The organism is Deinococcus apachensis DSM 19763 (genome assembly GCF_000381345.1).
Lineage (GTDB): Bacteria > Deinococcota > Deinococci > Deinococcales > Deinococcaceae > Deinococcus > Deinococcus apachensis.
On sequence record NZ_KB906409.1, the window covers coordinates 19,817 to 46,106 of the forward strand.

The 26,290-nt window shown below is 70.8% G+C and carries 17 protein-coding genes; 12 read left to right on the forward strand and 5 right to left on the reverse strand.

What is annotated here, in order from left to right; translation table 11 throughout:
* Positions 1 to 13: 13 nt before the first annotated feature.
* On the forward strand, positions 14 to 961 hold the full coding sequence (locus F784_RS0115380; protein WP_157465296.1) for a hypothetical protein: 948 nt from the start codon (positions 14 to 16) through the stop codon (positions 959 to 961).
* A gap of 97 nt (positions 962 to 1,058) precedes the next feature.
* Positions 1,059 to 2,468: a hypothetical protein gene (locus F784_RS24685; RefSeq protein ID WP_019587614.1), complete on the forward strand. Its 1,410-nt coding sequence runs from the start codon at positions 1,059 to 1,061 to the stop codon at positions 2,466 to 2,468.
* Positions 2,469 to 2,792: 324 nt separating this feature from the next.
* Here F784_RS24685 and F784_RS0115390 read toward each other — a convergent pair whose 3' ends face one another.
* A complete protein-coding gene (locus F784_RS0115390) occupies positions 2,793 to 4,214 on the reverse strand; it encodes a hypothetical protein (protein WP_157465297.1) in 1,422 nt (473 codons plus the stop codon).
* Between the two features lie 274 nt (positions 4,215 to 4,488).
* Here F784_RS0115390 and F784_RS0115395 point away from each other — a divergent pair, with 274 nt between their 5' ends.
* Together F784_RS0115395 and F784_RS24690 are read left to right on the forward strand one after the other, a co-directional pair.
* Positions 4,489 to 5,385, forward strand: coding sequence for a hypothetical protein (locus tag F784_RS0115395; protein ID WP_019587616.1), 897 nt, complete (start codon positions 4,489 to 4,491; stop codon positions 5,383 to 5,385).
* A gap of 140 nt (positions 5,386 to 5,525) precedes the next feature.
* Positions 5,526 to 8,894: an ATP-binding protein gene (locus F784_RS24690; protein ID WP_157465298.1), complete on the forward strand. Its 3,369-nt coding sequence runs from the start codon at positions 5,526 to 5,528 to the stop codon at positions 8,892 to 8,894.
* A 310-nt stretch (positions 8,895 to 9,204) separates the two neighbouring features.
* On the opposite strand, the gene F784_RS0115405 is transcribed toward F784_RS24690, so the two are convergent.
* The 3 genes from F784_RS0115405 to F784_RS23350 form a co-directional block, all read right to left on the reverse strand.
* Positions 9,205 to 9,789, reverse strand: a complete 585-nt coding sequence (locus F784_RS0115405) for a cupin domain-containing protein (protein WP_019587618.1) — start codon at positions 9,787 to 9,789, stop codon at positions 9,205 to 9,207.
* A gap of 138 nt (positions 9,790 to 9,927) precedes the next feature.
* A complete protein-coding gene (locus tag F784_RS0115410) occupies positions 9,928 to 10,125 on the reverse strand; it encodes a hypothetical protein (RefSeq protein WP_019587619.1) in 198 nt (65 codons plus the stop codon).
* 97 nt (positions 10,126 to 10,222) lie between these two features.
* Complete coding sequence (locus F784_RS23350) at positions 10,223 to 12,262, reverse strand: ATP-binding protein (protein WP_019587620.1); 2,040 nt, start codon at positions 12,260 to 12,262, stop codon at positions 10,223 to 10,225.
* Positions 12,263 to 12,450: 188 nt separating this feature from the next.
* Between F784_RS23350 and F784_RS0115420 the strand changes: the two genes are divergently transcribed.
* The 5 genes from F784_RS0115420 (at position 12,451) to F784_RS0115440 (ending at position 17,302) form a co-directional block, all read left to right on the forward strand.
* Complete coding sequence (locus F784_RS0115420) at positions 12,451 to 13,191, forward strand: hypothetical protein (protein WP_157465299.1); 741 nt, start codon at positions 12,451 to 12,453, stop codon at positions 13,189 to 13,191.
* Positions 13,192 to 13,208: 17 nt separating this feature from the next.
* Positions 13,209 to 14,303 carry a hypothetical protein gene (locus tag F784_RS0115425; RefSeq protein ID WP_019587622.1) on the forward strand — a complete coding sequence of 365 codons (1,095 nt, stop codon included), beginning with the start codon at positions 13,209 to 13,211 and terminating at the stop codon, positions 14,301 to 14,303.
* A gap of 54 nt (positions 14,304 to 14,357) precedes the next feature.
* Entirely contained in the window at positions 14,358 to 15,449 is a 1,092-nt protein-coding gene (locus F784_RS0115430; protein ID WP_019587623.1) for a TolB family protein, read from the forward strand.
* Positions 15,450 to 15,492: 43 nt separating this feature from the next.
* A complete protein-coding gene (locus F784_RS0115435; RefSeq protein WP_019587624.1) occupies positions 15,493 to 16,491 on the forward strand; it encodes a WD40 repeat domain-containing protein in 999 nt (332 codons plus the stop codon).
* A gap of 88 nt (positions 16,492 to 16,579) precedes the next feature.
* Entirely contained in the window at positions 16,580 to 17,302 is a 723-nt protein-coding gene (locus F784_RS0115440; RefSeq protein ID WP_019587625.1) for a DUF6683 family protein, read from the forward strand.
* A 1,201-nt stretch (positions 17,303 to 18,503) separates the two neighbouring features.
* Here F784_RS0115440 and F784_RS23355 read toward each other — a convergent pair.
* Positions 18,504 to 19,091, reverse strand: a complete 588-nt coding sequence (locus F784_RS23355; RefSeq protein ID WP_019587627.1) for a cupin domain-containing protein — start codon at positions 19,089 to 19,091, stop codon at positions 18,504 to 18,506.
* Positions 19,092 to 19,362: 271 nt separating this feature from the next.
* Between F784_RS23355 and F784_RS0115455 the strand changes: the two genes are divergently transcribed.
* From F784_RS0115455 to F784_RS23365, 3 genes are all read left to right on the forward strand, one after another.
* A complete protein-coding gene (locus F784_RS0115455) occupies positions 19,363 to 20,373 on the forward strand; it encodes a DUF4352 domain-containing protein (RefSeq protein WP_019587628.1) in 1,011 nt (336 codons plus the stop codon).
* Positions 20,374 to 20,616: 243 nt separating this feature from the next.
* A complete protein-coding gene (locus F784_RS27610) occupies positions 20,617 to 24,021 on the forward strand; it encodes an ATP-binding protein (RefSeq protein ID WP_083939248.1) in 3,405 nt (1,134 codons plus the stop codon).
* Positions 24,022 to 24,181: 160 nt separating this feature from the next.
* On the forward strand, positions 24,182 to 26,227 hold the full coding sequence (locus tag F784_RS23365) for an ATP-binding protein (RefSeq protein WP_019587630.1): 2,046 nt from the start codon (positions 24,182 to 24,184) through the stop codon (positions 26,225 to 26,227).
* The last annotated feature ends 63 nt before the right edge of the window (positions 26,228 to 26,290 follow it).

The window sequence follows — 26,290 nt, forward strand, 5'->3', positions numbered from 1 at the left end:
CCGGGGAACAGGCGTGGATGCGCCTGGTGCAAGAGGCCATCGTCCACTCGCACTTCGAGCCGAGCTGTGGGGGGCCTGCGAGGCGGCGTGGGACGCGCACTACGCCTTCTACGCCTTTCTGGACGCCGCGCCTCGCTTCGCCAAGATTCGCAACGAGCTGGAGGAGCGCGCCCGGTCCGTCCCCACCTGCGAGGCGCGGCGGGCCCTCTACGACGAGGCGGCCAGGGCCTACATGGACGGCCTGCGCCCCTTCGTCAGGGGGCAGGAGCAGGCGATGGCGAGGTGGGCCTCACTGCGCGTGAAGCACGAGACGGCCCTGGCCGCGAACGTCGCTGACCCGCAGATGCGCCTCTCGCTGCGGCTGGGTATTGAGGCGGCGGCGAAGTCGCTCTACTCCGGCCCGATGGTCGATTCCGCCTGGATCATGTCGGAGGTGGAGGAGGAAGTGTGCAGCGGGGCGAACCCGCCGGGCGCGAAACTCGACGCGCAGGAGTTGCCCAACCTCGTGGCCGATTCATGCGGGGGGCTCACCACGGGCGGCAAGCTGAAGTCCAAGGTGCCCTCGGAGTCGTTGCCGTTCGAGGGGTACGGCCTGAGCTTCGGGGTGAGCTGCAAGGGCCTCGACATCAAGCTCTCGCCGAGCTTCAAGACGGCGTTCAACGTGGCGCCGGTCGCGCAGCTCAGCCTGGGCTGGAACGGCACGGCGACGATCTTCACCGGGGTCAAGGCGGAACTCAAGCAGCCGAAGGGCAATCCGCTCTCCTCGTCCAACAAGTCCGGGCTCAGCCTCAAGGAAAGCCTGTACCTGAAGTTCGACCGGGGCGGCATCGCGGACGTGGGGATGCCTGTCGAGGTGAAGGCGACGCTCGGCGCGGGTCCCGACAGGGACGCGGCGTTGTGGGAAGGCAAGATCGACCAGGAGTTCGGCGTTGCCGCCGCCGCGTACTGGCGGGAGCGCTGAGTGCGGGCGAACCATCCGGTTGTCATCCCCTCACCTGCACACTGCGCCGGGTTCGGGGTGCCCCTGACTTCCCCGCGCCACACGAAAGGACCTTCCCATGACCGACCCCCGCCGTTTTCTCCTGCCCGCCCTGCTCCTCGCGCTGCCCTCCTGCGCGGCCTCCGCCACCACCATCCCCGCCAGGCTCGTCGGCGAGTGGATCAGCGGCGCGCAACTGGCCCCGAAGACGTACGAGGCCGAGTTCTCCAGGGCGTGGGCCGACTCCACACGCCTTGTCCTGAACAAGGACGGCACGTACACGGTCACGACCTTCGAGGCCACGGCCTTCCCGGCCTTTTTCGGCACGACGGGCCGCATGATCACCTGCGAATCACTCGACGTCGGGATCGAGCGCGGCCGGTTCACCGTGCAGGGCAACAAACTCACGCTCCGGGCCGAGACGTTCCGCGAAATCAAGAACATCTCGCCGGACCGCCTGAACAACGGCTGCACGCGCCGGGCGGGCAGCGACAAGACGAGCAAGGACAACGCCGTGAACCAGGCGACCTGGCAGCTCACCGGCGGCAAGCTCAATCTCACGTTCGGCAAGACACCGATGCCGTTCCTTCGGCGCACACCTGAAAAACCCGCCGCTCCGGCCCCGGGTTCCAGCACGCTGCCCGCCGAGCTGCGTGGGGAGTGGCACAGCGGGCGGATCTCGCCGGTCGAGTACTACAACGTCACCACCGGCAAGTGGGCCGAGGCCAGCGGCACCAGCATCCTCCTCAAGCTCAACCCCAATCTCACCTACGAGCGCACCGGCCTCCTGGTCGTCACCACCTACGGCTGCACCTCCAAGCTCCTCGTACAGGAGCAGGGCAAGGTCGCGGTGAACGGCTCCTCCCTGACCTTCACCCCCACCAGCAGTGCCTCGACCGGCTACACCTGCTCGCCGAGCAAGGTCTCCTCCTCGAAGAACAGCGTCAAGCCGTACACCGAGCGGGCGCTGGTAAAGGTGAATCCGGACGGGCAGCACGTGTTGAGCCTGGCGTCGGGGAGTGGGGAGACGCTGTTCAATCGGCCGCTGGGGACGCCGCCCGAGAGTGCGCCGGGGACGGGGCGGGGGACGGTGACGCCACCTGCACCGGGGGCTTCCGGCTCGCCCACGCCGAGCTACAGCACCCCCAACTCCTCGGCGGGGACCACGCCGAGTCCCACTCCGGCGAAGTGGATGGCGAGCGGGACGTGGGACGCGGTCCTGACCGTGAATGAGCAGACGTACCGGGTGCAGTTCAAGTTGCAGGACGACTCGCCACGCATTCTGGGCTATGGGGACGATCCGGTGGAGTACGCGAATGGCAACAGTGAGACCGGGGCGCTGGAGATCGGGCTGGAGGTGGGGGGGCGCACCATGGAGCTCAAGGTGCAGGGGCGGTTCGAGGGGGACCGTTATCAGGGTCAGGTGCGTTGGACCACTTACGAGGGCGAGGACCTGGGCCGCGGCACCCTCTCCATGACCCGGCGCTGAGGCGGACCAGGATGAAGGCCGCTCTCTCACCTCCGGCGGGACAGACCCAGCCCCAGATTTCCCCGCAACTACGGGATTGTTCCCGGGCAACCGGAGGGGCTCCGGACTGGGGAGAAACAGGACGCTGGGCTCTGCTGTCGCGCGGCCTCGTGATCGGGGTCCTCATTGGTCTACCGCCCGCGCCCGGTCCCGCACAGGCGAGGTCGTCAGTTCACAGCTGTCCCGCCGCTGCCTTGCACATTCGTGACCGGGGAGCGCGGTGGACCCCGTCCTGCCACCGGGCCGTCGCTGTCCTCCTGGTGCCCCCCGTGACGGTCAAAGTAGTCAGGTTCTGCGGAAGAACACATCCCCACCCGTTCCGCCTGGCCGCAGGACAAGCTCCGGCGTCCCACTCTGCCCCTTTTGCACGCCGACGAGTTGAGTTTCCTTCACTGCGGGTAACGCGCCCCAGCGGTTGAAGCTCGGCTGGCAGGTGTCGATCTCGCGGAAGGCGCCGCGCGTTACCTGGAAGGTGAGCTTCGCGCCCGACAGGCTGACTTTCCCGACCCGTTCGACCGTCGTCAGCGTCGCGCAGTTCTCGCTCTGGAAGTCCTGGGTGAAGGTGACGGAGCGGAAGGTGCCGTCCGGGCGGATGAGCAGGTCCACGTCCTGCCTGACCTGCGTGGGCGTCCAGTCCCATCCCGCCTGCACCGTCGCGCCGCCGAACACGGTGCCCGTCGTGAAGCCCTGGGTGAGGCGGCTGACCCGGTTTTGCGTCGTCCAGCGCCCCGCGACATTCTGGAGGGACGTGTTCTTAAAGATGCCGTCCGGGGCCGGGCCACGCTTGGGGCTCGGCTTGTTCTGCGCGGCGAGTTCCGGGGCGGGCGCGAGGGAGATGGTGATGTTCCCGGGGCCAGGTTTCACGAGCTGGAAGTTGTCGCGCGCCGAGTTGAGGTAGGTGCCCAACAGATCGGGGCCGTCCACCTCGCCGTTGCCGTTCAGGTCCGCCCACGCGACGAGCTGATGCCCCTGGTCGGCGAGGCCGTCCAGGCGCCAGCGGGCGTGGCGACCACTGAGCCCCACCTGGGTGGCCGCGTAGCAGTCCTCCGTGCCGAAGCGGCAGGCGAGCACGACCACGCCGCGAACGTCGTAGCCCAGCGGCACGATCACCGTGCCCGTCGTGGAGCCGTCACCGCGCACCTGTCTTCCCAGGTCCCCGACCAGGGCGGCGGCCTTGGCTTTGGCATTCGGCCCCGCGCTTGCCGCGCCGCTCAGAAAGGGGTCGGGCACGCCGTCCTGCTCGCGCATCCAGACGACCGCCCCCTGGTAGGGCGCGCGCACCTTCGCGGGGGTCAGGCCATCCACCGAATAGGCGCCGTACAGGTCGCCCCGGTCGAGCTTGCCGTTGCCGTTCACGTCCTTCCATGCCACGACCCCGCGCGGGCTGTCCGGTGCGTCCTCGAAGGTGAACCAGGCGGAACTGCCGTCCTGCCGGGTGATCTGCTGCGACTGCCCCGTGCCCTCCACGCAGTCGCCGCGGGCGTCGAGGTCGCACACGACCACCCAGGTTCCGCGCACGTCGTGCTTGCCTGGCACATGAACCGACCCCTTGAGGGGGGCGGCACCCGCACTCGCGGCGAGCAGGCCCGCCAGCAGGGCGAGTGGGCGAGCGGATGGTCGGCGGCGCCGCACCGGGCAGGCCGAACTTTCAGCCCGGGCGAGAGCCCGTCGGTTGCGGATGCAGGGGAGGAAGGAATTCCGGGACATGGGAGCACGCTACGTGGCGCGCCCTGACACCAGGATGTTGCCCGCCCGTCCTGCTGCTCAGCAGCTCCCGGGTCCGGCGCTGTGGACCCGGAAGGAGGCTTGGATGCGGGCCGACCCCCAGGTCTGCTGTGTTCCAGCCATACCTCGGGAGGGAGGCGGCGTTGTCCCTGGCCGCCGCCAGGACGAACAGCAACATCCTGGTGTCAGGGCACCCCTCCTACCGTGAGCGTGCAAATCAGATGGGCGGTGAACCCTGGCCGCCACGGGAGAATCCATGAACAAGCGTGTCCTTTTCGGTTCCGTCCTCCTCACCCTCAGCCTGCTCACCGCCTGCGGTGGCTCCACGACCCCCGACAACTCCGGTGATCAACCTCAGCCCGCTGCCCGAACGATCAGCGGCACCCTCACCGCGCCGAAGGGCGGGGACATGCGGGGCACCTACCTCCTCATCTGTCCCATCGTGAATGGCGACTGCGATTGGGATGGGGTGGGCGGCATCGAGATCGGCACCTCCGGCCCGCAGGCGACCTTCACGACGCCCGCCCTGCCCGACGGGGAGTACGGCCTGATCGCCTGGAAGGACAACGAGCCCAAGAACCAGTTCGGTGCCGAGGATGAGCTGGGGGTGTACAGCCCTGACCGGAAGAGCCTGGGCCGGGTGAGGCCACCCAGCACGGGCGTGAACATCGAGATGATGGCCTTCAACGAGCCGGGCAATGCCGGGCCGCCCGCGGACGCACCCCGCACCGCCGTGCCCGCACAGCTGGTGGGCAACTGGAGCACCCTGGGTTCCAGCGGCGGCGGGTACTACAACCCCGCGAACGGCACCTGGAGCCCCGCGGGCGGGCAGGGCCTCTGGTACGAGATCCGGGCGGACGGCACCTTCGTGTACAGCTCCTACATCGAGTCGAGGATGTACGGCTGCAACATCAACTTCTTCAAGTACCACACGGGCACCGTGGCCGTGCAGGGCGACCGCGTGGTGTTCACGGCGACGAACGCGCATCAGAAATTCGAGGATACCTGCAACCCGTCTCGGAGCTACGAGAAGACGTGGTACCCCAAGCCCGACGAGTACAAGTGGGGTGTAGGCGTGCGCGACGGCCGATCCTCGATGGTGCTCGTCGAGAACGGCAAGCAGGAAGGTCTGTTCTTCTACCGGAACCCATAAGCCGTCACCGGCTGGCCGCGTGGGCACGCCGCCCACGCGGTCTTCGTTTCGCGGCGTCAACATTGCGAACTGAGGGGCAGCCCTCATACCCGGCAACTTCGACTCCCGGGTAGATGAAGGTCTGATAAATTGGCGTGATCATGACCCCACCGCGCGCCTGGCAGCTCTCGGTCCTCGGGGACGCGAGGTTGACCGCCCCCGACGGCCGCCCGGTCCGTTGTGAGGGCCGTTCGCTGGCCCTGCTGACGTACCTCGCCCTGGAGGGACCCGTCCCGCGGAGGCGGCTGGCGAGCCTGCTGTGGCCCGACCGCCCCGAGGCGGCGGGGCGGAACAACCTCGTTCAGTTGCTGCGCCGCATGTCGGGCGCCCACGGGGAGGACCTCGTGCTGGCGGGGGAGAAGCTGGCCCTCGCCCCGGACCTGCGAACGGACGTGCAGGACCTGCTGGTGGGCACGGTTGGGGACGTCCCGGAGGGCACGCTCCTCCAGGGCGTGTCCTTTGAGGAAGCCCCCGATCTCACGGAGTGGCTGGCGGTGCAACGCGAGCGGCTCGACCAGCGCCGGGCGGGCCTGCTCGCCCGACGCTCCCGGGACCTGGAGGCGGCCGGGGCGTACGGCCCGGCGGCCCAGGCGGCTGAGCGGGCCCTCACCTTCGACCGCCTCTCGGAGGAGGCCTACCGTCGGGCGATGCGGCTGCACTACCTGGGCGGGGATTCCAGGCAGGCGCTGGTCCTGTACGAGCGCTTGCAGGACGCTCTGCGCGCGCAACTGCGTCTGGAGCCGATGCAGGAAACGCGCGATCTCGCCCGGCTGATCCGGCGCGGGGAGCAGCTCCCCATCACGCCTTCCCCAGCGGCGCCCCGCCCGCTTCCCGAGCCCACCGTCCTCGCGGGCCGGGAACGCGAGTGGGCGGCGATGGAGGCGGCGTGGCAGGCGGGGCGGTTCATCATCGTGTCGGGCGAGCCCGGAATGGGGAAGTCCAGGCTCGCGCAGGAGTTCGCGCGCAGCAAGGGCCGGGTGCTCGCCCTGGAAGGGCGTCCCGGCGACCACCTCGTGCCCTACACGGCCACGGCCCGCAACCTGCGCCGGGCGCTGGCCCTCACCCATGTTCCCCTGCCCGAGTGGGTGCGCCGCTCCCTGTCCTGGCTGCTGCCCGAACTGGCCATGCCCGGCGAGGCGCCGAGCCCTGGTGCGGACGCCCGGCTGCACGAGGCTATTCAGCATGTGTTCCTGATCGGGCTCTCGCAGGTGGACGTGTGTCTCTTCGACGACCTGCAGTACGTGGACGAGGCCTCCATCGAGGCGGGTTTCGTGCTCATTGACGCGGTGTTCCCCCTGGGCAGGCCGGGCGGCCTCCCGCATTTCGTGGCGGTTCACCGCCGGGATGAATTGCCGCGCTTTACCCAGGAGGTCTTCGGGGGGATGGTGAGGGCCGGGCAGGCCTCGTCCATCGAGGTGGGGCCGCTGGGGGAGGAGGCTGTGAAGGAGCTCCTCGCGGGCCTCCAGGTCGCCATCGGCCCGGAGCGCGCCGCGGAACTGACGGCGGCCACCGGGGGCAATCCGCTCTTCCTGCTGGAAAGTGTCCGGGCCTGGCTCGACGAGGGACCTTGCGGGGAGGGCGGCCCGAAGTTGCCGCGCCGGGTGGGCGCGCTGATCGCGCGGCGCCTGACCCGGCTCTCCAAGATGGCGCTGCATGTCGCCCGTGCGGGCGCGGTGTTGCAGCGCGACTTCTCCCCCGAACTCATCGCGGAGGTGCTGTCCGCACCCCTGCTCGACGTGGTCGCCGCCTGGGAGGAGCTGGAGGCGGCGCAGGTCGTGCGCGGCGAGCGCTTCCTGCACGACCTGGTGTACGAGGCCGTGCTCGCAGAGATGTCCCCCACGGTGCGGCGGCTCCTGCAACGTTCGGCGGCCCGCGTCCTCGCCGCGCAGGGCGGCTCGCCCGCCGCCGTGGCGCAGCTCTTTCTCGACGCCGGGCAGGACAGTGAGGCGGCGCCCTGGCTGCTCCGCGCCGGTGAGGCCGCCCAGGCGGCGCTCCGGCTGCGCGAGGCGGCGAGTCTGTTCGACCGGGCCGCGCGCATCCTGCACGCGCAGGGCGAGGCGGCCGGAGCATTTGGGGTGTGGGTTCGCGGCGCCCAGGCGCTCGCGCCCCTGGGGGACAGCGAGGCGCGGCAACACGCGATCAACACGGTGCTGGAGCGGGCGGAGTTGCCCCTGGAAACCGCGCAGGCCTGGCAGCTCCAGGCCGAACTCTTCGCCGCCTGCAACGAGGGCGCGCGGGCGGAGGTCGCCGCGCGCCGGGGCCTGGCCGAGCTGGAGGGCCAGGACGCGCCTGAACTCCACGCCAACCTGCTCGCGGACCTGGGCACGGCCTACTGGACCCTGGGCCGGATGACGGACGCGGTCAGCGCGTTGCGGGAAGCCGTTAGGCGCCTCGAACCCCTGGGCGATACAGCGGCGCTGGCAAGCAACCTCAGCAGCCTCGCCGTCGTGCTCGACCACCAGGACCGGCACCGCGAGGCCGAGGGGCACCACCGTCGCGCCTGCGAGCTGCTGGAACGTCTGGGAGACACGGCGAACCTGCTGGTCGCCCTGCGGAACCATGCGGTGTGCCTGGGCGATCTCGGACGCGTGCGCGACAGCCTGCCGCTGCTGCGGCGCGCCCTGGACCTGGAGGGGGGCAGCGAAGGGTTGTGGAACAGCCCCATCGGTCACGCCCTGGTCGCGCTGGCTCACGCGGACCTCGGCGAGTACGACCTGGCCCTCGCGCACTACGGGCGGGCCCGTGCGGTGGAGCAGGACCCCAGCGGCTGGCTGCACGCGTATTACGGTGCCTGCGAGGGGGAGGTGTGGCTGACCCTCGGCGAGTGGGACCGGGCGGAAGCGCTCCTGGGGAGGGCGCGGGATGTGACCGGAATGCCCGACACGTACCGCCTGCGGGTCCTGGTGGCGCTCGGCCGTCTCGCCCTGGCCCGGGGGGAGGACGCACAGGGCGTTTTTGCGTCCGCCGGGGCGCTGCTCGGGCCCGAAAGTCGGCCGATGTCCCGGGTCCGCCTCCTGCTCGCGCGGGGGGAAGCCGCGGTGCCGGACGAGGCTGTGGTCCTCGCCCACGAGGCACTCGCCCTGGCCCGCGTGCACGAGTTGGGCGGGTACGAGCTGACGGCCGAGGTGTGCCTCGCGCGGGCACTGCTCCACCTGGGCCGCGCCCGGGAGGCCGGGCGGCACGCCGAGCGCGTGGCCGTACGGCTGAATGAGGTCGAGGCGGCGGACATGACGCGGGGCGAGGTGCTTCTCACGCTGCACGGGGTGCGCCGCGCCCTGGGCCATCCGGACGCCGAGGGCGCGCTGCGGGAGGCGGAGCGTTGGGTACGAGGTATCGCCGAAGGTCATGTACCGCCCGGCGCCCGGCTCCACTTCCTGAGTCGCAACGCGGTCAACCGGGCCATCCTGACGCTCGCCTCGCCCGGAGGGGCCGACGAATTCCCGGCCGCGCCCCAAAGCAACCCGGCGTAGACACCGGGTCCCCTTCAGGTTCGCCCCCGATCAGGCCGTGAAGTCCCGGAGGCGTCCCATCCTTCAGGGCTGCGCCTGGCCCAAGCCGATCACCGGGCGCAGGAGACCTGCCCGCCCAGCGCTGCACCCCGTTGAGGGGCGGTCCCTTTGCTGGTTCCCCTTGTGGGCAGCGCGCGGGATCGCCGGGGCACGGCGGCGCAGTGCGAATGCGGCCGGGGTGGCTGGAACCTGCACGGAAGTCCTCTTCGTGTGGTGGCCCGCCGTCATCCCTCGCCGCGGTCTGCGCGGGCGGGCGAGGGCTGGAGCCGGGTCAGGCGGTGGTGTTCACGTAGCGCCGCAGCAGCTCGGCCTCGATGCCTCGGGCACGCGCTCGCCGCGCCAGGGAGGTAAGGACGGGGTTGAGCACCCGCAGCGGCCCCGCAAGTCGGGAATCGGTCATGTCGGCGATCAGCGCCAGATGCCAGATGTTCATGGGGATGCCCTTGGCGTTCACCTGGCCGCCCTGCGCCAGCCCATAGCTGAGGATCAGGCCCTGCTCGAAGCCGCGATGCCCCGGAGCGATCTCGGTGCGGAAGCGCACCGGCTCGGGCGAGGCGTTGTAGAAGCGGTGCACCGACCCGATGGGCGCGAGCGCGGATTCTCCCGGCCGGAGCGTGATCTCGCGCCCGTCGAGGTGGATGCCCAGCAGGCCCTCCCGGCAGGTGAACTCCTCGGAGTAGGCGGTGTGCGTGTGCAGGCCGTTGCCGCCCCCAGGCGCGAGTTCGACGTCCACCAGCGTGCTGCACCGGCCGTCCGTGCGGCGAAGGAAGGTCACGCTGTCTTTCTGGACCGGGTTATAGATGGTGAACGGTGCGGTGGACAGAGTCGGGGCGGGCAGGGTTGCCGTCTGGGTCATGAGGAGTTCCTCCGGCGAGGGTCCCGGCTTCGGGCAGGGAGCGGCGTCACAGGGCTGGGGGACGGGTGGCAACTCGGGAGCTGCCGCCGGGCAAGGTTGATGGGGGGGCGGGGACCGGGCGAGGGCGGAGAAGCGACCTCACCGCCTCAGGAACTCGGTGTACAGGTACTCCAGGCACTCGTCGATGCTGGCGAAGTACGACCGTTCGCCCCGCGGGCCCTCCCGAACCGAGGCGCGCCAGCCCACGGACCCCACCGAGGGTTCCTCCCAGATACGCAGCACGTACACGCGTCCATCGGGCACACTGGGGGTGCTGGCAAGGGGCTCGTGATCCATGTCCTCCTCCTTTCCCCGTCGGCCGGACGTTACGGACCAGCGCGGTGAGCCCACGGTAGGAGAAGGAGGGTGATTTCAGGATGTTGACAGGCGGGCCTCAGCCGGGCAGGGCAGGCAGGCGTTCGGCGAGGGCCACCCGCGTGCGCCGGGCCCGGGCCGCCCCTTCAGTATCCCCGACCGTTTCACAGGCGAGCTGCGCCCGCGCGTAGTTCTCCTCCGCCTCCGCGAACCGCAGGGTGGCCTCGGCCGCCTCCCCGGCCCGCAGGAACCAGGGCGCTGCCTTGCCGGGGTCCCCGCCTTCTTGCCAGTGGCTGGCGATGCGCGCGGGGGCGCCGCCCTGCGCGCCCAGCATGTGCGCGGCCGCCCGGTGCAGCACGCCCAGGACGGGCGAGGGAATACCGGCGAGAATGGTCTGCAGCATGAGGTCGTGGGAGAAGGCCTCTCCCGACATCACCTGCGCCTCTTCCAGTTCCTCCCAGGCCGAGGCCACATCGAGCAGCGAGGCCCCGAGCATCCGGGCGACCTGCTCCACGGTGAAGTCGCGCCGCAACACGGCCGCGGCCCGGGCGACCTGTTGCGAGGAGGCGCTGAGGCGCTCGAACCGCCCGGTGATCAGGGCGGCGACGCTCGGGGCCCCCCGGGTGGAGGTGGCCACCTGGAAGGTCCCGGTCTGGTACATCCCCTTGAGGAGTTCAAGGACCACCTGCGGGTTGCCGCCGCTGGCCCGCGCGAAATCGTCCGCCAGGACCGTCCCCTGCGACAGGCCGAGGTCCGAGAGCAACTGTTCGATGTCCCCCTGGGCGAGCGGCGCGAGGTGGATGGGCACGAGCACCCCGGCCTCGTAGGCCCGCTGCATGATGGCCTGCGCGAAGGGGCTGAGGGCGCCGGACTGGTAACAGCTGATGTTGCGCAGGACCACGCCGTCATTCACGAAGTGCGACGCCACGTACGTCCCCGACTCCATGCTCGCGTCGTCCATGAAGTGCATGTCGTCATTGCCCAGAATCATCGGGGCGCGCTGGGTGACACGCCGGATAAACTCCACGGTGGCCTCGTAAAAGCGCCGCTTGTCCGTATCGGACCGGATGGGAGGGGGGGCTTCGCCCAGCACCGGCAGGGTGCGGGCGAGCTCCCGGCGGACCCAACCGGGCAGCTCGCAGTTCGGGGCGGCCTCCAGCAGCGCCGAGAGGAACCGTGTGTGGGTGGCATACGGCACCTGACGGTCGCCGGGCCGACCGCCGAAAAACAGCACCTGATGGTCCGGGCGCGAACGCATGAAGTCGGTGGCGAGGCGCGTCTTGCCGCTACCCGCCTCCCCAATGAGCGCGATGCCCTTTCCGTCGGCCCACGCCTCCTCTATCCGGGCCCAGGCCTCCTCGCGGCCCACCAGCGCCGGGGGGCGCAGCACGGCCACCGGGATGCGGCATGACCGGCCCTGCGCCCCAACCGTGCCCTCGCCGATGGCCCGCGCAAGGCGCCTGGTTTCTGCCGTGGGTTCCACGCCGAGTTCGCGCATCAGGACGTCCTTGCAGCGGTGGTACACCCCCAGCGCTGCCGCGCGGTCGCCGTTCAGGAGGTGCAGCCGCATCAGGTCGCGCCACGCGTCCTCCACGACGGGATCAAGCTCCAGCAGGGCCTGGGCCGCCCCGATGGCCTCCGTGAATGACCCCTGCTCCTCGAAAGACCGGATGTCCACCTGGCACGCGTTCACGGCAGCCGCGTGTACCCCCTCGCGCCGCGTCTCCAGCCACTCCAGCAGATCAGGGCAACCGTCCAGCTCCACGCCGTCCAAAAGTTCAGCCCGGCTGATTCCACGCCCCTGCCCGCCAAGCAGGACCTGGACGTCCACCTCGACAGCCGGGTCGAGCTCCACCTCCTCGCCCGGCAGGACGAGGTCCACCCCGCACGCCTTGTTCAGGCGCCGCAGATGCTGCACGAGGTTGTTGCGGCTGATCTCGCCCAGGGTGTCCGGCCACAGCAACTTCACCAGGGTGGCGCGCGACGTTCGCCCCTCCAGCGCGAGGTACGCGAGCAGTGCCGCCGTCTTGCGTTCACAGGGGATGATTCGCCCATCGGCCGCCACCACCTGCGGCGAGCCGAGAAGGTGCAGCCGCCACCCCGAAAGCGTGTGAGGCATATGAGCAATCTATCAAACTGCCTCCTGCAATCTTTGTGAAAAGTGTCGGGCCCTGGCAAGGTGAGGATGTCCTGCGGGCGGTTTTCCCATCGTTCAGGTGCCAGTCACCCCTGTAAGGCGGTCGGCCAGGAGTGGCGGCTGACTGGCCGACATCCTGCTGTCACGCCCCCCTGTCTACTGTGCCGGGCATGATTCGCCCCTTGCCGAGGTCTGCTCAGTTCACCCGCGCCGCCTTCATCCTGGGTGCCTTCACCCTTCACTCCGGTGCCGCCGCGCTGGACTACAGCTTTTACCTCGACGGCCAGCGTGCGGAACTCCGGGCTGCCGAACAGAACGGCAAGGTGTACGTTGAGGTCAACAAACTCGGGAAGTACCTCGGCCCGGTCCTGGGACGCGTCATCGACACGAACGCTCTGGTGGACGCGGCGACGACCAGGGTGGACCTCGGGCCTCTGAACGGCGTCTTCAGCAGCCTCCTCAACCGCGCCGCCACCCAGACCAAGTACGACGTGATTCGCCTCGTGGAGGAGCCGTACGTGGAGGTTCAGGCGTTTGCCCGTGGGGAAGGGGCTCAACTGTCGTACCACCCCTTCGACAAGACCTTCGTGATTGGCCGGGATGCTGCGGGGTTGCAGCGGGGGGAGGACGCCCGGTTCTCCCCATTCGGAAGCTCGCGCCTACGGCTGGACGGGGCGCGGCTGAACGCGGGGCACCTCGTGCTGCATTTTGCCGTCCAGGGGGCCGACGAGACCCGGGCGCGGGAGTGGACGTTCGTCGGGAACGGCGCTGTCCTGCAGGCCCAGCTCGCGGGAGCGGAAGGCCAGCTCGACGTGACGCTCGGCCTCTCCGGCGTGCCCCTTCCCCAGGAGTTGACCGTGCACGAGCCCGGCGGCAGCCGCCTCACCTACGACCTGAGTTCCCTGCGTTGACCCCCAGGAGGAATGCCATGAACCGATCCGCTCTCCCCTCGACCCTGGCGCTGCTCACGCTCGCCCTCGGCCCCTGCGCCCTGGCAACCCAGCCGCCCGCCAGCCCCGCCTCCGCCTCATCCACGCCCGGCAGGCCGAACGACATGAGCGACCTCCTCGCCCCCCTGGTGAAGACGCCCGCGCAGGCCCTCACCGAGCAGTACACCGTGAGCGTCCGCCCGGCCGTGCAGAAAGCGTCGTCGAGCGACCTGGCCCTCAACGACGCCCAGGCTCAATTCACGAAGTGGCGGGGGGAGGTCGAGCGGGCGAAGCTCGACGACACCTTCAAGTCTCAGATCAACGAGGGCTGGTCCCTGATCGCGGGGGGGGTGGAACGCTCCGTGGACCGCAGTTACCAGGCCTGTTTCAAGGACGGCTCCCTCCTCGTGGCGATGCTGTACCAGATCCACTGGGTCGAGAAGAACCCGCGCCTGGCCCCGTACTTCGCGGGCAAGCTCGACGCCATGAAGAAGAAGGCCGAGAACTGCGGCACGTACGAACTGGAGTTCACGTCCTACATCCGGCGGGACGACGGAATGGCGGACCGTGTGCGCGCCGCCGCCCCCGTGAAGCTCTACTCGGCTACGCCCCGCCCCAAACCGGCCCAGATCGTGCCCACCCAGCAACTGGAGCACGTCGAGGGGTCCTACCAGACGTGCCCCTACAAGGTGCTGGGCTACGAGACCTACCCCCTGGGCCTGGTGGACGTTCAGCTTGACACGCGGGTGGGGGACGGCCTGCTCGCCCCGCTGGATGGGACCGCCGCGGTCGACCCGGTGCTGATGATCATCGAGCCCCACCTGGAGGTGCAGATAGAAGAGCACTGCCCCACCCTCGATCCCAGCGAGCATACACACAGCCAGTGGGACTTCGACGAGCTGCACCAGGACGAGACCATCACCTTCTACGAGCTGATCCCGGATATGGAGGTCGGAGGCTTTGCCATCACCGACTTCAAGCTGGACGCGCAGGGCAACCTCCGCAGGGAGTACAAACGGACCGTCACGACGGGGGACGGGGCCGCGTTCCAGGAGGAGACGACGTTCATCCTGCGGCACCGGCCGGTGCGCTGAACCTTCAGCCCGGCCGTCATCCCCGAACCATGCTCCTGCCGTCATCCTCAACCCATGCTGATCCGCCACGTTCTGCTGCTCGCCTTCCTGCTGCTCTCGGTTGCCCGGGCGGCCTCCGCCCCGCTCGTCGTCAACATCGCGGGTGACCTCTGGACATGGACGGGGGCGCAGGGCTGGCAGCAGCGCACCCACTGGGGGGGCAATGGCCCGCCCGTGCTGTCCCCCGACGGCCGCAGGGTGGCCTACGCCTCGGTGGCCGAGGGCAGTCTCGACACCTCGCGCGTGACTGGGGAGGCCACCAACATCTGGGTCCTGGACCTGACGACGTGGAAGGCGACGCGGCTGACCAACCAACCGGCCGCCGTCTCGTCGGGCCAGGGCGTGATGCGTTCGACGCCCGCCTGGTCGCCCGATGGGGCCTTTCTCGCCTGGACCCAGCGGCCGCAGCGCGCGCTGGGTGGGGGACGTCCGTCGGAAGCCGTGACGCTCGTCCGGTACGCGGTGTCCAGTGGAACTGCCCGGGTGATCCGGACGGCTGTTCCGGACCTGTCGGGCACTCCCGCCCCCATCGGCCTGCTGTGGGGCACGGCGGGTCTGGTCATGCTGGGCACCGCGGGCCCATCCACAGACAACACGTCCACGTATGTGCTCGACGCCTCGGGCCGCGTGGTGCGGCGCGTCGGCGGGGCAGGACTGGTGAGTCATCTTACCCACCTCGGCTCCTCCGCGTTCCTCGGGTCCTTTTTCGACGAGGAAACGTTCTACAGCCTCTCGGGACGGGCGCACGTCCTCCGGCGACCCGGCACGTTCGAGCGTCTGGTCGCGGTGCGTGCGCCGGGCGGGCTCAGCGTTCAGGTCTGGTGGCCGCTCCAGGGCCGGGACCACACCGACTGCTCCCTGCTGCGCTCTGGCCGACGCCTGCATACCTGGACCTGCGAACCCGCTGTGTATGGCGGCCCCGTGTTCCAGGACTTTCTCGATCTCGCCTACGACATCGCCGTCTCGCCCGACGGCGGGCAGGTCGCCTACGCCGCGGATGATGCGATCTTCGTCCACGACGGGCGGGGGCCGCGCAGGATTCTGGACCTGCACGGGCGGTCCATGAACGGCATGGTCTGGGGGCCAGCGGAGTTTCGCGTGCCGTGAGCACGACATCGGGGCGTCACGGTTACCTGGGTAGCCTCCGCCCATGCCGCTGCCCAAACTGCTCCTGCTCGCGTTGCCGCTGTTGCTCACCCTTCCGGCCCCCGGGCCGCTGTACGTCCAGCCGCATGCCGCGCTGCTGGGCTTTCAGGGAGACGCCCTGCTGGTCCAGCGGCGGAGGGAAGGGGGTGACCTGACCCCCCAGGTCGTGTGGCTGGACGCGCGCAGCGGCCAGGTGCGCCGCTCGGTTGCGCTGAAGGGTGAGACGCGGGGCTCCCGCTCCCCGACCCTCAGTCCCGATGGAACCCTGCTCGCCCTGGGCAACGGATCGTCGGTCTCCCTGTGGCGGCTGCCTGACGGGGAGCCGTGGCCGTTTTCTCCTGACTCGACCGCCGTCCACTCCGTCGCCTTCGACGCCCGGAGCCGCCACATGGCCTTGGGCCTCGCACCCGGCTACGCCCAACTCTGGGACCTGCACACCGGGGGGCGTCTGCGCTCCTTCATGGGTCACGGTGCCCCGGTGAGCGCCGTGAGTGTGGTGGAGGGTCGGCTGCTCAGCGCGGCCCGGGACGGCACGGTGCGGGTGTGGAACACGGTGACCGGCGACGTGCTGGCGAGTGAGCGGGTACCGGGCAACACCAGTGGTCGGGGGGTGGGGGATGCCGTTCTGACCCCGAACGGCCAGACGTACGCGGTGCTCACCACGGACGGAGAGGTGTGGCTGGGGCGCGTGGGCAAGAGCGGCCTGACCCGGCTGGACGTGGATGGCGGTCGCGGCCTGGCCCTGAACCCGGCGGGCGACCTGCTGGCGGTGAGCGGGTCCAGCGAGCGGGGTCTGGCGGTGGTGGACCTCCAGACGGAACGGGTGCGAACGCGGCTGCCCAACAGGTCAGGGTTCGGCCAGGGCCAGGGGGTGGCCTGGGCTCCCCAGGGGAACCTCCTGGCCGAGCAGATCAACAACGAGCGGGGCGCCGCCTCCAGCGACGTGCAGGTGCGGCCCCTGGAACTGCCACCCGAACCGGCGGGGACGGGCGTGCACCGCTGAATGCCCGGCTCCCTCCCGTGTCATCGGCGCGTCACTGTCGCCCCAGTAGGGTGCCCTTAGCAAGCCGAAGTTTCGGCAGGAGGAAGATATGCAACGTTCCAGACGAATCACCCACGCCCTTCGGACCCTCGTCGCCACCGCCATGCTCGGGGGTGCGCTCCTGATCGTGACCCCCCCGGCCGCCGCGCAGGGCAGCGCACCCGCGAACCCCCTTTCGTCCGGGGCCAGCAAGAGCATCCTCAGCGCGCTGAGCAGCCAGTTGGCGGCCCCGGTCGCGCCAACTGGGAAGCCCGCTGATCTTGCGCTGGGCGCCTTCAAGCCCACGCCGAAGCGCCTGCTGCCGCCCCGGATGGTGGCGAACATGCAGGGGCTCGACGCCGGGCAGAAAAAAGAGGCACAGACCCTGTATGAGGGGCTGCTCGACGGGTACGACACGCTGCTCGCGCAGAACAACGAGGAGCGCCTGAAGAACAATGTGGCGGGCGCCCTGATGTACGCGATCACCGTGAGCCACCTCGTGCTGAGTGGTGAGGAGCTCACCGAGAAGCAGCAGGAGGGCCTGATGGGGAACGTGACCCGCGTGCTCTCGAACATCGCGGCCTTCAAATCCGCCTCCGACGAGCGCCGCCAGGAACTGTACGAGGCGCTGATCATCTCGGCGAACATGGCCCTCGCGCTGCGCCAGGAGGCGGCCGAGCACCCCGAGTACGAGGCCCAGGCGAAGGACCTCGCGGGCACGCTGCTTCGTCAAATTCTCGGCCGGGACGACGAACAGCTCGTCTTCACCGACACGGGGATGAGGTTCAAGTAGGCGGCGCCCTTCAAGCGAGTGTCGGGCGTCCCCGGGCCCCAGAGGCGAGGGGACACCCGACCGCTGGGGCTCAGCCGGGTCAGCCGCCCCGGTGCAGCAGTTGCTGACATTCCGCGTCAAAGCCGACCGAGGCGTACACCCGCTTGGCCACGTCGTGATCGCCAGCTCCTCGGCGCCGAAGTGCTCCTGCGCGTGCTCCCCTGCGAAGGACGTCAGGGAACCGCACAGGCCCTGACGGCGGTATTCGGGGTGCGTGCCGACGCTCTGATACCGCAGCAGCCCGTCCCCGGCGACCACCCCGAGGTCCGCGACGAGCCTTCCGTCCACAAAAGCCCCGTACCAGAAGCCGAGGCCCGCCCGGCACATCGCCCGGTAGCCCCGAAACTGGCTCTCCTTGAAGGCCCGGTAGCGAGCCTCGTCATGGTTCGGCTCACGGTCTGCCACCTGATTCTCGACGGCAGCCTGCCAGTCCTCTTCGGTGTCGCGCAGGGGGCGGTACTCGGCGCGTTCGTTGGGGTGGGGCGGTGAGTGCAGGCGCCACAGGCGGTGTCGCACGGCAGGTGGCGTCCCAACATGCCGCGCGAACAGCGCCTCCTAGCGTGGGCGGTCGCCCGCCCGGGGCCGGGTCCCGGAACACCAGCAGATTGCCGAAGTAAGAAGCCGGGACTCGCGGGGTGAGCGATGACGAGCCCGTCCCCGCGGTCCTCGACCTTGCCGTGAAAGCGCGCGAAAATGGTGTCAGTGCGGTAGCCCAGCGAATTGAGGTTCATGCCTGCCCTCCTGCCCGTTGAAACCAGCGTAGCTGAGGGAGAGCGGCGGCGGCGACGAGGAAGAACGCTGCCCCGGATTTACCTTCGCGGATGGGGCCCACGCTTCGGCTTGGACCGTGTTCGCGCTGAACGAGTTGTCCCCCTGTCCTGAGAGGCCAGCTCGACCTGCTCGCGGTCACCCGGCAGGGCGTCGAGGACCCCCTGTAAAGCGACAAAAACCCGCAGCCCCGACCACAGCAGTCCACGTTTGCCGTGGCGCTGACCCCATTGGCAGAGCCAGGAGCCCGTCAGGATCAGGGCGACAATACCGAGCGAGCCGATGAGCCACATCCATTCCATGGGATCCCCGTTCGTTGAGGGTTTGTGTGACGAGGAACGCGACCACGGGCCGATTTGGCGGGAGTGGTCGCGTGCGGGGGACGACCCGGGCCTCAGGCGGAAACTTCCTGGGCCCGTTGCAAGTAGCGCCAGTGCTCCGGATAGCTGCCCCGGTACCCGCGCCAGCGGGCGATGGGCGCGAGCAGCGTCCCCACGACCTTCAACACGGCCATCTTCGGTCCGGTGAAGGTCAGGACGTCCGAGAACTCCTGGCCGAACAGCACCATCTGGAGGGGGTGGGGCATCCCCTTCGCGTTCGTCTTGCCGTCGTTGGCGAGGCCGAACAGGGTGACGACCATCTCCAGGAAGCGGTCGCCGGGCGTGATCTCCACGCGGAGGACCGCCTCTTCGTCGCCCGCGTTCCACCAGTCATGCAGGGTGCCCGCCGGGCAGACGAAGCGCTCGCCAACGGGCGCGATCAGGGTGCGGTCGCCCAGCCGCAGGCCCACCCGGCCCTTCAGGACCGTGAAGGCCTCCTCTATGTTCGGGTGAATGTGGGGACCGGCGACGGCCCCGCCCGGCCGCACCCTGATCTCCACGATCAGGCGACGCCCGTTGTCTTCACTGGGCGCCTCGATGAGAACGCCGTTCTCTCCGGTGATGGGGTTGCTCAGCCGGTCTCCTGGTTTGACTTTGGTCACGATTTTCCTCCTCAGTGGGGCCCGGCCCCGAAGTGCTTTCAGGGTAGGCAGGGCACCGTGACACGGGAATGTCACACCATCCGGGGACGATGAACAGCGCCAGGGCGTGGTGCCGTGGTCTGCCCTCACACCCGATCTCAGATGGGCGGCAGCCCGGGTCTGTCGCCCGGTCGCTGGACCGCTGAGGACAGGACGGGACAACATTCTGATGTCACGCTCCCCCCTGTACGTTCCAGTCACCGCGGCCACAAAGCCGTACAGGAGGAAGACCATGCGAACCCGACTGCTGCTGACCGCCCTCACCCTCGCCCTGATCCCCGTCGCCCACGCCGCCACCAGCACCTCCACTCGCCCGGCCCAGCCGGTCGTCCAGGGCACCCGCCAGCTCGACGGCCAGAACGCCAAGGTGGGCCAGACCTTCACCCTCGGCAAGGGGAGCCCGCTGAACTTCACGCTCAAGAGCGCCGAGTACAGCACCCGCCGCGTCGTCATCGGCGGCAATGTCTACTACCCCAAGGCCGACGAGAAGCTGCTCATCCTGCACTACACCGTCCAGAACCCCCAGAAGACGGCCGCCCGCTACTACTGGGCCGACCTGAAGTTCACGGCGGTGGACGCCCAGGACCGCAACCACGAGTTCATCGAGGCCGTCGCCCGCGAGGGGACGACCGACAAGCTGGAGGTCAACCTCAAGCCCGCCCAGAAGGTGGACGTGATGACGGTCATCGTGGTGCCCGCCGCCGGGCCGGTGCCCAAGCTGATCGTGCAGCGCGAGAGCGGCACTCCGGTCCTGCGCTACGACCTGCGGACCCAGACCAAGGGACTGCTCGCCCCCTTCGCGGACACGGCGGACAAGTCGGGGGCGACGGCGCTGGCCCAGGTGCCCGCCGCCAAGGGTAAGTTCGTGAGCCTGAAGTGGTACGACGTGCGGCTGGACGAGGCGAAGTTCACGACCGAGGCGCTGGGCGGCCAGGCACCGGGGGCGGGGAAGCGTTACCTCACGGCGACCTTCACGCTGAAGAACAACCTGGGGCGGGACACGACCTTCGCGTGGTCGGACCTCAAGCCCACGCTCAAGGACGCGGACGGGGAGCGGGTGGAGTACAACCAGACGATGCTCAAGGCCAGCCGGGATGAGAAGGCGGGCGGGGCGCTCCCCAAGGGGGAGGAGGCGCGGGTGCGCTTCTACTTCGAGCTGCCCGAGAACGTCGCCGGGGACAGCGTGCTCCTGACCGACGAGTCCGGCCGCACCTTCGTCTTCGACGTCAAGGGCGCCAAGTAGGCGCAAGCCCCGAAGCTCCCACTCCACCCCATGCCACCCGCTGCATCGGCCCCCTGGACGACTGCGGCGGGTGGCACCTTCCGGGACGTTCTCCACCCGCCCGCGCTGTCCGCACCAGATTCCGGAGGCCAGGCCCCCGTCCTCAATGCGCCGCAGACTCGGCCTGGCTGCAGAGGGAGCGCATGACTCCCACGGGTCAATTCCTTCGCCCGCCGTCAGGGAGCACGCTACCTTGAAGGGGTCATGACAGGTTCGCGGCCATGGGAGCTTTCGGTGTTCGGGGAGGCGCGGCTCGTCACGCCGGACGGCCGGGTCGTGCCCTGCGCGGGCCGGGCGGTCGCCCTGCTCGCGTACCTCGCGGTGGAGGGTCCCGCCCCACGCTCGCGCCTCGCCGGGATGTTGTGGCCGGAGCGGCGGGAGGCGGCTGCCCGGAACAACCTCGTGCAATTGCTGCGACGTATGGCAAATGCGTACGGCGAAAACCTCGTCGTGGGGCAGGATACGCTCGCGTTGAGCGGGACCGTTCGGGCCGATGTGCAGCCCCTGCTGGCCTCCGGGGGTGGGGACGCGGCCGTGCCGGGAGGGGAGTTCCTGGCGGGCGCGGAGTTCGGCGACGCCCCGGACTTCGCCGAGTGGGTGACGGTGCAGCGCGAGCGGCTCGACGCCGTGCGGGTTCGCCGCCTGGCAGCCCAGGCGGGGCGATTGGAGCGCGGGGGCGAGTTCGCCCCGGCCCTCGCCGCCACGCGGCGCTGGCTCGCCCTGCATCCCCTGTCCGAGGAGGGGCACCGTCAGGCCATGCGCCTGCACTACCTGCTCGGCGACCGCGACGCGGCCCTGGCCGCCTACGAGGCGTGCGTGCGCGTGCTGGAGGAGAACCTGCGGACCGCGCCGCTCGCGGAGACCCGGGAGCTGGCGGATCTGATCGCCCGTGGCCGCCCGGTGACGAGGCCACCCACCGCACCCACGCCGCCCGCGCTCGCCCGTCCCGCCGCCCTGGTGGGGCGGGAGCGCGAGTGGGGGCTCATGGAGGAGGGGTGGCGGGCGGGGCAGCTCATCGTCGTCTCGGGTGAGGCGGGCACGGGCAAGTCGCGCCTGGCGCACGACTTCGCGGCGAGCAAGGGGACGGTGCTCGCCCTGGAGGGGCGGCCCGGCGACCGCCTCGTGCCGTTCTCCGCGACCGTCCGCAATATCCGGCGCATCCTCGCGCGGGGCACGGTCGAACTGCCCGGGTGGGCGCGCCACTCGCTGAGCTGGCTGCTGCCCGAACTCGCCCCGCCCGGGGAGGCCCGGCGCGAGGCGGACGCCCGGTTAACCGAGGCCATTCAGCTCGCCTGGGTCGGGGGGCTGCGCGGCGTGGACGTGTGCGTGTTCGACGATTTCCAGTACGTGGACGACGCCACCCTGGAGGCGGGCTTCGTGCTCGTCGAGGCGGTGTTCCCGCTCGGGCGCAGCGGGGGAATCCCGCACTCCATCGCCGTGCACCGCCGCGACCAGTTGCCCCCCGCCATGCGCGAGGTCCACGAGGGCATGGTGCGCGCCGGGCAGGCGGTCTGGGTCGAGGTGGGGGCGCTGGGCGAGGGGGACGTGAGGGAGTTGCTGGACCACCTGGGGGTCTCCGACGGGGTCCGGCGCGCCCCCGACCTCCTGCGGCGCACGGGCGGCAATCCCCTCCTCGTCCTCGAAACCCTGCGCGACCTGAACCGGACGGGGCGCCTGGACGAGCCGGAGGCGGCCCTCACCGTGCCCGAGAGGGTGGGGCAGCTCGTGGCCCGGCGCCTGGAGCGGGTTTCCCGAACGGGCCTGCAAATCGCCCGGGCGGCGGGCGTGCTGGAGCAGGACTTCTCCCCGGAACTCGTAGCGGATGTGCTCGGCGCGCCCCTGCTGGACGTGCTGGCTGCGTGGGAGGAGCTGGAGGACGCCCACATCCTGCGCGGGGAACGCTTCGAGCACGACCTGATCCTGGAGGCGGTGCGGGCGGGGGTGTCCCCGACCGTGCGGCAGCTCCTGCACCGGGGGGCGGCCCGTGCCCTCGAACGGCAGGCCGCCCCGCCCGCCCGCCTGGCCCGGCACTGGCAGGAGGGGGGACGCCCCGGAGAGGCCGCGCCCCTCCTCGTGCGGGCCGCGCGGGAGGCGTTTGCCGCGGCCCGCCCGGCGGAGGCCCTGGCCTTCAGCGAGCAGGCCGCGCGGCTGTTCGGGGACCTGGGTGAGGCGGAGGCCGCCTTTGACGCCCGCGCCGCCGCCCTCGACGGCGCGTGGCGGCATGAGCGGCCCGGCCAGCTTGGAGCCCTGGTGGAGCGCCTGCTCTCGGACGCTCGCACCCCCGGGCAGCAGGTCTGGGCGCACCTCGCCCAGGCCACCTGGCTCCTGGGGCAGAACCGCGCCCGGGAGGCGGAAGCGGCGGCGGCGCGCGGCCTGGCCCTGCTGGGCGGCGACGGTCCCTCCACCGCGCGGGCGGCCCTGCTGCGCGAACTGCTCCTCGCCCGCGCGCGGCAGGGCCAGGGGCAGGGGGCGCGGGACCTGATCCCGGAGGTCGAGGCCGCGCACGCCTCGCTCGGGGACGCCCGCGAGGCCGCCGCCCTCGACGCCGTCATGGGCGACGTGCTCCTGTCCCTGGGGCAGCACGAGGCGGCGAGTGAGCGCCTGGAGCGGGCGCTGACGGCCCACGAGGCGGCGGGGGACGCGTACCAGGCGGCGCGGCTGTCGCACGCCCTCGCGGTGGCCGCGGAACTGCTCGGCCAGTGGGAGCGCGCCGTGGCCCTGCGTGTCGCCCTGGACGAGCGGAGCGCGGGCTCCTCGTCCACCCTGCGCCTCTGGAACGCGCTGCGCCTCGGGACGCTGCACCTGCACGCCCGGCAGTACGGCCGCGCCCTGCAATGGCTGCGGCAGGCCGAGGCTCTGGGGGCCGCGCTGGGCGAGTCGGGGGGCCTGGCGCAGCGCGCCCTGGCCGAGGTGTTCTGGGCGCTCGGGGACCTCGGCGGCTGCGAGCACGCGGTGGAGGCGGCCCTGGCGGCACCCGACGGACGCGACGTGGGCCGGGGGGTGCTCTGGCTGCTGCGCGGTCTGGTGTGGGCGCGGCGGGGGGACCACGCGCAGGCGCGTGACGCCTACGGGCGGGCGGAGGACGCGCTGCGGGGCACGGCGCTGTCGTACTCGCGGGGGCGTCTCCTCCTCGCCCGGGCCGAACTGGAAGCCGGGGCGCAGGCCCTGCCCCTCGTGGAGGAGGCTCGCCGCATCGCCGATGCTGAAGGGCATGAGCCGCTCGTGACCGCCGTCCTCGCGGCCCGGGCGGAGGTGCTGCTGAGTCTGGGCCGTCCGGACGAGGCCCTGGCGGACAGCACGCTGGCCGTGGATCGGCTCGGGACACACCCCCCACGCGAGGACTACGCGCGCCCCCTCCTCGTCCACCACGAGGTGCTGACAGTCCTGGGGCGACCGGACGCCGACGCACCCCTGCGCGAGGCCCTGGACTGGCTCGCGGACATGGTGCGGGACGAGGTGCCCCAGGACTCCCGGGCCATGTTCCTGCACGAACACGTCACGCACCGCGCCCTGCTGGCGGCGGCGGAAAGGACCGGCCTGAATGGGTCCCCCCTGATGGCCCCCAACATTCGCGTCCGCGAGGGGCAGGGCGCCCAGCCCAAGGTGTGACACAAGGTTGCGGTGAGTCGAGGACGAACCCGAGCGGAGCGAGTGGCAAAGAATACCGGCTGGCGGCGATGGAAGAACCTCCCGTGCTGGCCCGGAGGTCCTGGAATCGGAGCCAGCCGGTGTGACACGGCTGTTTCCGACCCCTTGCTAGAGTGGGCGTATGCCCGAAATGCTCTCCGGCTGGCAGCTCAGGCTGCTCGGTCCGCCCCAGGTCGTGGCGGCGGACGGCCGGGTGACCCCCTGTGAACGCAAGGCCGCCGCCCTGCTCGCGTACCTCGCGCTGGAGGGACCGACGCCGCGGGCCACCCTGGTGCGGCTGCTGTGGCCCGACACGCCGGGGAGTGCCAGCCGCAACAACCTGGTGCATCACCTGCGCCGCCTGAAGAGGGCCTGCGGGGCCGACCTCGTCCTGCCGGGAGAGGTGGCGGCCCTCGATCCATCGCTCACGGTGGACGTGCGGACGCTGCTCGACGGGGGTGGGTCCGAGCCGGGCCGAACGGTCCTCCTCGATGGGGTCGAGTTGGACGGCTGCCCCGACCTGATGGAGTGGCTGGAGGCGCAGCGCGAGGAGGTGGGCGAGGTCCTGATGAAGGCCCGCCGCGCCGAGATGCGCCGCCTGGAGGAGCGGGGCGCGTTTCCCGAGGCCATCGCGCTCGCCCTGGCCCTGCTGGACGCCGACCCCGTCGCCGAGGAGGTGTGGCGCGGCCTGATGCGGCTGCACTACCTCAACGGTGACCGCCCCGCCGCCCTGCAAACGTACCACCGCTGCCGGGACGTGCTGGGGCGCGAACTCGGCGTGGAGCCCGAGGCGGAAACGAGGCACCTCGCGCGGGACATCGACCGGGGCACGCTGGGGGCGCCCCACCCGGCCGCCCGCCCCGGGCAGATTCCGGTGGCCGTGCTGCGCCCCCCGACGCTGGTGGGCCGGGAGGAGGCCTGGGCCCGGATGGAGGAGGCGTGGGCCGACGGAAAGGGCATCGCGCTCATCGGGGAGGCGGGCAGCGGCAAGACGCGGCTCGCCCTGGACTTCCTACGTTCCCGGACCACCCACCGGTTGCTGTTCTTCCAGGCGCAGCACGGGGATGACCAGGTGCCGTACGCCACCCACGCCCGCAACTACCGCGGGGCACTGGCCGCCCACCCCGACCTGGCGTTGCCCGGGTGGGTGCGCTCCGAACTCGCCCGGATGCTCCCCGAGCTGGGGGAGGCCCCTCCCCCCATGACCTCGGAGGCCGACAAGCGCCGCTTCTACGACGCGAAGGTGGAAGTTATCCGCCTGATCGCCGAGCGCGGTCCGGTGATCGTCGTCACGGACGACGTGCAGTTCATGGACGACGCGAGCATCGAGGCGGGGGCCTACGTCGGGTCGCGCTTCTGGGGGGACGCCGGGGGCAACCTGCGGACGCTCTTCTGCCACCGCCCGGGCGAACTGTCGCCCTACTCGGCGGCGCTGCTGCAAACGATGTATGGCGCGGGCACCCTGGTGCCCATCCACCTCGCGCCGCTGGACCAGCCCGCCATCGAGCACCTGCTCGCGGACCTCGACCTGCCACAGGGTCACGCCCTCGCCCATGACCTCGCCCGGGCGACGGGTGGCAACCCGCAGGCCCTGCTGGAGCTGCTCCGGCACCTCTTCGAGACGGGCGCCTTCCAGGGAGGCGGGCGGCTGCCCGACAGCGGGGCCAGTGTGGCCTCCCTGATCGCGCGCCGCCTGGGCCGCCTGACCCCGGCCGCCCAGCAGGCCGCCCGCGCGGCGGCAGTCCTGCACACGGACTTCACCCCGGAGATGGTGGCCCAGATGCTGGGCATTCCACTCCTCGACCTGGCCTCGGCCTGGGAGGAACTGGAGGAGGCGCAGATCATGGCGGGCGAGCACTTCTCGCACGACCTCGTGCTGGAGACGGTCCTCGCGGGCGTTCCGGCCCCCATCCTGGGCGTCCTGCACCGGGCGGCGGCGCAGCTTCTGACGGCACAGGGGGGGTCCGCCGCGCGGATTGCCCGGCACTGGCGGGAGGGCGGAAATCCGGGGCGGGCCGCGCCGTGGTTCCTGAAGGCGGGGGAGGCCGCCGGGGCCACACTGCACGTCGAGCAGGCCCGCGCCCATTACGAGGACGCGCGGCGGGCTTTCGAGGCGAGCGGGGACGCGCGCGGCGTCACGCAAGCCCTCCGTGCGCTGGCGGGGCACCCCCCGAACGTGATGGAGTAACGTCCGGCTGGGGGTCATGCCGTGAGTGCCGTTTTGGGAACGCTGCGGGCCTTTGCACAGCGG

Excerpts from the sequence above, each read along its gene's own strand:
- F784_RS0115425 (WP_019587622.1), top strand. The coding sequence starts at position 13,209 with ATGAACCGATCCGCTCTCCCCTCGACCCTGGCGCTGCTCACGCTCGCC.
- F784_RS0115420 (WP_157465299.1), top strand. The coding sequence starts at position 12,451 with ATGATTCGCCCCTTGCCGAGGTCTGCTCAGTTCACCCGCGCCGCCTTC.
- F784_RS0115430 (WP_019587623.1), top strand. The coding sequence starts at position 14,358 with ATGCTGATCCGCCACGTTCTGCTGCTCGCCTTCCTGCTGCTCTCGGTT.
- F784_RS0115390 (WP_157465297.1), bottom strand. The coding sequence starts at position 4,214 with ATGTCCCGGAATTCCTTCCTCCCCTGCATCCGCAACCGACGGGCTCTC.
- F784_RS24685 (WP_019587614.1), top strand. The coding sequence starts at position 1,059 with ATGACCGACCCCCGCCGTTTTCTCCTGCCCGCCCTGCTCCTCGCGCTG.
- F784_RS0115440 (WP_019587625.1), top strand. The coding sequence starts at position 16,580 with ATGCAACGTTCCAGACGAATCACCCACGCCCTTCGGACCCTCGTCGCC.
- F784_RS27610 (WP_083939248.1), top strand. The coding sequence starts at position 20,617 with ATGACAGGTTCGCGGCCATGGGAGCTTTCGGTGTTCGGGGAGGCGCGG.
- F784_RS24690 (WP_157465298.1), top strand. The coding sequence starts at position 5,526 with ATGACCCCACCGCGCGCCTGGCAGCTCTCGGTCCTCGGGGACGCGAGG.
- F784_RS23365 (WP_019587630.1), top strand. The coding sequence starts at position 24,182 with ATGCCCGAAATGCTCTCCGGCTGGCAGCTCAGGCTGCTCGGTCCGCCC.
- F784_RS23350 (WP_019587620.1), bottom strand. The coding sequence starts at position 12,262 with ATGCCTCACACGCTTTCGGGGTGGCGGCTGCACCTTCTCGGCTCGCCG.
- F784_RS0115395 (WP_019587616.1), top strand. The coding sequence starts at position 4,489 with ATGAACAAGCGTGTCCTTTTCGGTTCCGTCCTCCTCACCCTCAGCCTG.
- F784_RS0115410 (WP_019587619.1), bottom strand. The coding sequence starts at position 10,125 with ATGGATCACGAGCCCCTTGCCAGCACCCCCAGTGTGCCCGATGGACGC.
- F784_RS0115455 (WP_019587628.1), top strand. The coding sequence starts at position 19,363 with ATGCGAACCCGACTGCTGCTGACCGCCCTCACCCTCGCCCTGATCCCC.
- F784_RS0115435 (WP_019587624.1), top strand. The coding sequence starts at position 15,493 with ATGCCGCTGCCCAAACTGCTCCTGCTCGCGTTGCCGCTGTTGCTCACC.
- F784_RS0115405 (WP_019587618.1), bottom strand. The coding sequence starts at position 9,789 with ATGACCCAGACGGCAACCCTGCCCGCCCCGACTCTGTCCACCGCACCG.